Annotated in this window: 6 protein-coding genes and 1 pseudogene; all 7 read left to right on the top strand. The window is 44.4% G+C overall.

What is annotated here, in order from left to right; genetic code table 11:
* Window positions 1-1279: hypothetical protein (locus Q7J27_14025; GenBank protein ID MDO9530257.1), on the top strand; the 1279-nt coding region annotated here is incomplete at its 5' end.
* 220 nt (window positions 1280-1499) lie between these two features.
* Complete coding sequence (locus Q7J27_14020; protein MDO9530256.1) at window positions 1500-1901, top strand: SCP2 sterol-binding domain-containing protein; 402 nt, start codon at window positions 1500-1502, stop codon at window positions 1899-1901.
* A 13-nt stretch (window positions 1902-1914) separates the two neighbouring features.
* The gene (locus Q7J27_14015) at window positions 1915-3138 is read left to right on the top strand and encodes a M24 family metallopeptidase (protein ID MDO9530255.1); all 1224 of its coding nucleotides are present in this window, start codon (window positions 1915-1917) and stop codon (window positions 3136-3138) included.
* 415 nt (window positions 3139-3553) lie between these two features.
* Window positions 3554-4012 carry a DUF3427 domain-containing protein gene (locus Q7J27_14010; protein MDO9530254.1) on the top strand — a complete coding sequence of 153 codons (459 nt, stop codon included), beginning with the start codon at window positions 3554-3556 and terminating at the stop codon, window positions 4010-4012.
* A gap of 212 nt (window positions 4013-4224) precedes the next feature.
* A pseudogene (locus Q7J27_14005) lies at window positions 4225-5208 on the top strand (IS4 family transposase).
* A gap of 106 nt (window positions 5209-5314) precedes the next feature.
* Window positions 5315-5545 carry a hypothetical protein gene (locus Q7J27_14000; protein ID MDO9530253.1) on the top strand — a complete coding sequence of 77 codons (231 nt, stop codon included), beginning with the start codon at window positions 5315-5317 and terminating at the stop codon, window positions 5543-5545.
* A gap of 136 nt (window positions 5546-5681) precedes the next feature.
* On the top strand, window positions 5682-6667 hold a 986-nt coding region (locus tag Q7J27_13995; GenBank protein MDO9530252.1), incomplete at its 3' end, for a DNA cytosine methyltransferase.

Raw genomic sequence — 6667 nt, 5'->3', positions numbered from 1 at the left:
TATTAAGTCCATCTTATTAGGAAGCTTATTGCATGATATTGGACATTACCCGCTTGCCCATGATTTAAGTGAATTCGACCCTGATCTTGCCCATGAGAAGTTTAACTCAAAGTTTTTGGAAAGCCCTACAAGGGATAAATTAGGAAGAACTCTAAAGGAAACCATAGAGGATGAAAACTATGGGTGGGGTGTAAAGATTGAGAATATTATTAAACTTTTAAAAGTTGAAGTTGTTCAAAGTGATTTATTTCATAAGGAGGATTTAAAATATAAAATAATATCATCAATTATTGATGGCCCGATAGATGTAGATAAGCTCGATTATTTGTTGCGAGATAGTCAAAATTGTTATTTGAGATATGGAGAGTTTGTTGATTTTGATCGGCTGATAAGGAATTTAACCGTTATTATTTTTTCATCCAGCTACGACATGAGAAGCCTGTCATTGGGTATTTATGAAAAGGGTCAATCCGCAGCAGAATCGCTAACTTTTGCGAGATATTTATTATATCAATCCCTATATTGGCATCACACTTCAAGATCAATAAAGGTAATGTTAAGAGAGGTTATGAAAACAATAGATAAGAAAAAGTTTAAAAATAAAAATTTTAATACAGAATTCGATAAACTTATCGGAGCCAACGGTGAACTAAAGAATAAAATAAATGAATATAGTGTATTAGAATTCTTGAGTAAGTGGACGATGGAAGAGGGGAACAGATTAATATCTATGATTTTAAATAGAAACTATTACAAAAGGATACTTACAATTCATGCAGACTATAAAAAAGAAGAAGTGGGAAAGGAAACCGTTCTTGGAAAATTTAGAAGACATTATAATGATCATAATTTTCAGGGATCTTTACAAAAGCTAATACTCTTGCGATATAATAATTTTATAGTTTCTACTGGATATCCAAGAGAAACCTCTATTCTAAGTGAAGAGCATACAAATCGTGTTGCTCAACTGTTAAAGAACCCCAATATGATACTTTGTGATTGTCCTGACCCACGTTACGGAACGGAAAAAAAATTAAGAGTGATTGCTGAACCACAAAGATTGAGAAAAAACTATTCAGAAAGATTTAATAACGTCGAGAGAATATCAGAAGTGTGGAATGAAATACATTTCAATCTTATGAATATTGCAGCAAAAGGAAGGATATTTTGCCACCCAGAAATTAGGGAAGATATTATGATAGCACTTGGTCCAAATGGTATTCAGGAATGTGTGGAACAAGCAATGAACAGTTTTGAAGTTTCAGGAAGAAGTAGTTAATCAACTACACCTTTTCCTTAAAATCTTTTCAGGAGACAATCAATTATTACCGTTTGGAAGTATCACGGTAATATCTCTTGACAGGAGCAAGGAAGGGTCAGAGCAAGGAAGGGGTCAGGTCTCAACATTTGACAACCGGAATCAATATGCATGTTGATTGTTGAGACCTGACCCCATGGCTTTCATTACCAGCAGACAATACAAGGCAGGAGGAATCAACATGGCAGATCAACACGTGTACCTGAGCCAGTCATGGCGCGATGAGGCGCTCAAAAGGCTCCAGACCGAGCTCACACCGGAGAAGATGAATCATGTCACGACATCGATGTCCAACATCTATAAGAACTGTCCCGACGGGGAGGAACACTTTCTTTTTGTCGAATGCGAGGATGGAAAAGTAACCCGTGTGGAAACGGGGACCGGCGAGCCTCCCCAGGGGGTATTCAGGATCATCGGGAATTATGAAACCTTTGCCAGAATTTCCCGCGCGGAACTTGGCGCCCAGAAGGCCCTGATGACCGGAAAACTGAAACTCAAAGGCAATCTGGCCAAGGCGCTCAAACTCGCGGCCGTCTCCGACCGTCTGAATAAGGTCCTGGCCCAGATACCAACTCAGTATTGAAGGGAGATAGACAATGCCCAGGATAGCAGACCCCAATGACAAGTATTACATAGACAATCCGGGACGTGTTGCCGCGATACAGGCCGAAATGCACAAACAAGGCATTGACGTGTATCTCGGTTCGCGCATCCGGACCATGAGTTTCGTGATGGATACCTTCTGCCCGTGGCGAAGCTATCTGATCATTCCGCCGGAGGGACAGCCCGCCTATTTTACCTTTGTGGTTGACTCGATGCGTGTGGCCGATGAGACATGGCTCGACGAGGACAATGTCCGCGCCTACGGCCCGATGGGCGGCATGGATCAGACCTCCGCGATAACCGATTTTATCAAAGAAGAACTCGGGATCACAAAGGGACGCATCGGCTATGAGGATGGGGTTTCTACCTGGACGGCCGAAGGAAATCTTTCCCACTGGGAATACACCCATTTTAAAGACGCACTCCCCGGTTTTGAATGGATCAACGCGCACGACATTATCGATGCCCTTTCGATCATCAAAGACAGTGGGACCATTGAACGCTTCCGCACCGCATCGCTGATTGTCGACGAGGGGCACAAGGCGGCACGGGCCGCGCTCGAAAACGGCGGCTACAAGGGAATGACGGAAACCGTGATTGCCGGTATCGCCGCCCTGGCGATGCGCAAGGCGGGGAGCGTGTCGGAGTGGAATTTCGCGGGGCTCAATGAAATATCCAGCGGCTACCGCACGGGGCTGGGCGCCTGTACTCCTCCGACAACCAAAGAGATACAGGCAGGCGACCCGCTGATGCTCGATTTCCACGCGATGTTTAAACTGGCCCTGGGCGACCATTCGCATAATTATCTGATCGGGCCGGCAACAAAACGTCAGCGCTGGCACGCGGACAATTTTGTCGCGATTATTCAGACCGTGCTTGACAATTATCGTGCCGGCACAACGCCCGGAACGCTTGCCGCCATTATGATGGATTTCGCCGAATCACGCGGCTGCGGCGATTTTATCCAACCGGCCTGTGAACACGGGATCGGTCTTTTCGGTGACGAGTGGCGGATAGGGGCCGTCGTTAATCCCGACCTGCCGTACTGGACTGATCAGGATCACGTCTATGCGGAAAATGAAATGGTTGTCTGTGCCATGCAGTATGCCGCGCCGGAAGAGAATATCGGATTCCGCTATGAAAATGATATCGTGATCGTCAAAAGCGGCTGCGAGGTATTATCCAAATATCCGCTCGGGATTGAAGAGATTTCCTAGGGAAATAGGGGAGTGTCCCTAATTAACTTGACAAGATCTTATAATGGAGTTAGTAGGTTACCGTATTTTATTGATCTTGAACGTGTTATGAGTACTTTTGAACAGTGGTAACCAAGGAGGATTATGGTCTGATTATCTAACGCCCTGTTTTTCGATAAGAGAAGCAGGGCGTTTTTATTCTGTATTTGTTGAATTGAAACTACTAATGAAAAAAGCCATTATGTACCATGATAGATATACAGGTTGTATTACATGTATGGAGTGTAAACAGAGGTCAGCCGCAAGGATCTATACTTATTGGTTTTATTATTGTAGCGGCAAAAGATCGCATGCATCTTACATGGCTGCTAACAGCTATGTAATGGAGATACAAAGAACCATATAAGCGGTAATTGAACCCGAAAGAAACTGAAATATGTCCGTATCTTTTGACAGCGTGCGTATAGGCCAGAAATACACACGACCGGAGCTTGCCACTTTGTGGGGTTACGCAGGGTACGAGGCAATTTCACGAGGTGCTGTAACGCCGCGCAACACCCCATTTATCATTTTGTTCATTACGCGTGAAAAACAGAAATTTTTAACTCAGTACGAGGATCGCCTGGAGAACGGCATGCTGGACATTGAAGGCGAAACGAACCATGCCGCTGATAACCGCATGATAAACGCTGCTGTTGCGGGTGATGAAATCCACCTATTCTATCGAGATCGGCACCACATGCAGTTCACTTATTACGGCCAGATTGATCTCGTTCGTTACGAATGCCACACTGATTCTCCGAGTCGATTTACGTTTCGAGTCCCCGCAGTGCAGCTTGATGATACGCTTGAAACAGAGCTCGTTACCCATGGCCAACCAGTAATTTCCGGTTAGGTTTTTGCATGTGAATAAGTTACAAAATCAGTACATTAAGTCACTTTTTACTTGACATTTGGCTGATAGGATGGGCGCGTCCTGGTATTATACAGTAATATCAGGGGGTTATGAATATGCCACACAGTATCAGACCATTTGTAAAAAAACATGTGTTATCGTTCACCACACTATTTCAACCGGCTGTTGATACAATGGGGAAAATGCCACCACTTACATCACGAGGATACAAACCTTTGCAGATGGGTTTTGAAGATCATCTCAAGACGTTAGTCTTTTTTCATCTTGAGGAACACAAATCAACGCAACACCTTCTGCAGGTACTTGAAGAGGATGATTTCGCCCGCAGTCAGATAGCACCCAAAAACGGTATCAAAAAGAGCAGTTTCTCAGAGGCCACCAATTCAAGAGGCCTTGAGCAGTTTATGTATGTCTTTAAAGCTCTGCAGGAACAGGTTGTAGCGGTACTGCCGAATCGTCATCCCGAACTCGGAAACCTTGTTGCTATTGATGGATCTCTGATCGACGCAACTCTTTCCATGTATTGGGCCGACTATAGGAAGGGCTCCAAAAAAGCAAAGGTTCATGTCGGTTTCGATCTGAACCGTAGTATTCCGAGAAAGGTATTCTTCACTGAAGGTAAGGGCGCTGAAAGACCATTTGTAAGCCAGATACTCTCTCCCGGAGATACAAGTGTTACTGATCGTGGATATCAGTGCCATAAGAGCTTTGATCTGTGGCAGGAAGAGGATAAGCTCTTTATCTGCCGCATCAAGGCCAACACAAGAAAGACTGTAATAAGAACCAATCACGTGGATCCTGACAGCATTGTCTTTTATGATGCTGTTGTCAGGCTTGGCACTGCCGGAACAAATCAGACTGAAAAAGAACTTCGGCTTGTCGGCTATGAGATCGATAGTGTAAAATACTGGATTGCAACAAACCGTCATGACCTGTCGGCTGAGCAGATAGCGGAGGCATACAAGCTCCGGTGGGATATAGAGAACTTTTTTGCATGGTGGAAAAGGCATCTCAAGGTTTATCACTTGATTGCCAGGAGCAGACATGGTCTTATGGTTCAGATCCTTGCGGGTTTGATAACCTACCTGCTGCTTGCGATCTATTGTTCCGAACAGTATCAGGAAAAGGTTTCCATCAAGAGGGTGCGGCAACTGCGCATTCAGATTCAGAATGAGTTACGCGACTCAGCTTTCAGCACTGATTTCAATGCAGAGTGCTTACAAAATTTCAAAGAACAGAATGACTGGCGCTTATATGCAAAAACCTAACCGGAAATTACTGATGGCCAACCCAACAAAGAATTCATTCCAGACGAAGAAGGCAGGCGACTCATCCGCCAGCATGTTGCATATGAACGCAGTCCGCGAAATCGCCGAAAAGCGCTGGAAATTCAAGGAATTAGGTGCATGGCTTGCGGTTTCAGCTTTGATGACGTGTATGGATCAGAACATGCCAGGGGGTTCATTGAGGTTCACCACGTGCGATCAATTACAGAAATTGAGGGCTCCGTAAATCCCGAAACAGATCTTATTCCCCTGTGCTCGAACTGTCATAGCATGGCCCACCGAGAGAGAGGACGAATCCTAAGTGTCGAGGAAATTAAGGAATTGCTAACAATAACAGGAAAAAGTTGTCAGTTAGACCTTATATGATGAAGAAGGAAAAAGTTAAAAATAACTTGGAAAAGAAAACAGCCATAGATCTTTTTTCCGGCTGTGGTGGTATGTCGTATGGTCTAAGAAGGGCTTCTTTTAATGTTGTTGCCGCTCTGGAAATCAATACGGTTGCCACGGCTTCATATAAACTTAATCATCCAAAGACTAAACTCAAAGTAACCGATATTAGAAAAGTAGATGGAAGGGAGTGGATGGAAGAGTTGGATCTTAGTCCTGGCGAGTTGGATCTTTTGGCGGGCTGTCCTCCATGTCAGGGGTTTTCGACATTACGGACAAGAAATGGAGCATGTGTCAACAAAGATCGCCGGAATCGATTAGTCATCGAAATGGCTCGGTTTGTTAGAACATTTATGCCCAAGGCCATAATGATGGAAAATGTCCCCGGTTTGGCCGACAAATCTGTTTTTAAGGAATTTCTGCGCTCTATTCGTAAAGATGGTTATATCCCTACCTGGTCTGTTCTTAATGTAAGCCAATATGGTGTGCCACAGAGAAGGCGACGGCTGGTAATGCTTGCTGGCCATGGTTTTAAAATTCCTTTTGGTTCAAAGTCCAATAAAGAAAAAACCGTTCGGATGGCAATTGAAAAGCTTAAACCTGCTGGTTTAAGCGGTGACCCATTACATGATATGCCTGAAAAAAGAACTGCAAAAATGAAAGAGTGGATTTCGCGTGTACCTAAGGACGGTGGGAGTCGGGGTGATCTCCCGATAGAAATACAGCGACCTTGCCACCAACGATCCGATGGATTTAAGGATGTGTATGGGCGTATGGCCTGGGACAAGGTCGCGCCTACCATAACCGGGGGTTGCTGCAATCCTTCCAAGGGACGCTTTCTTCACCCTGAAGAAAATAGGAATATAACCATGAGAGAAGCAGCATTGCTTCAAACTTTCCCGAAAAACTTTCGACTTCCTTCTGGTACTACCAAAACCGATGCAGCGCTCATGATCGGGAA

This window comes from Syntrophales bacterium (assembly GCA_030655775.1).
Lineage (GTDB): Bacteria > Desulfobacterota > Syntrophia > Syntrophales > JADFWA01 > JAUSPI01.
The sequence above is the reverse complement of the archived record's forward strand: the minus strand, read 5'-3'. Positions and strand labels throughout refer to the sequence as shown.

What these genes read in the sequence shown, in the direction of transcription:
- Q7J27_14020 (MDO9530256.1), top strand. Translation starts at nt 1,500, where the DNA reads ATGGCAGATCAACACGTGTACCTGAGCCAGTCATGGCGCGATGAGGCG.
- Q7J27_14015 (MDO9530255.1), top strand. Translation starts at nt 1,915, where the DNA reads ATGCCCAGGATAGCAGACCCCAATGACAAGTATTACATAGACAATCCG.
- Q7J27_14010 (MDO9530254.1), top strand. Translation starts at nt 3,554, where the DNA reads ATGTCCGTATCTTTTGACAGCGTGCGTATAGGCCAGAAATACACACGA.
- Q7J27_14000 (MDO9530253.1), top strand. Translation starts at nt 5,315, where the DNA reads ATGGCCAACCCAACAAAGAATTCATTCCAGACGAAGAAGGCAGGCGAC.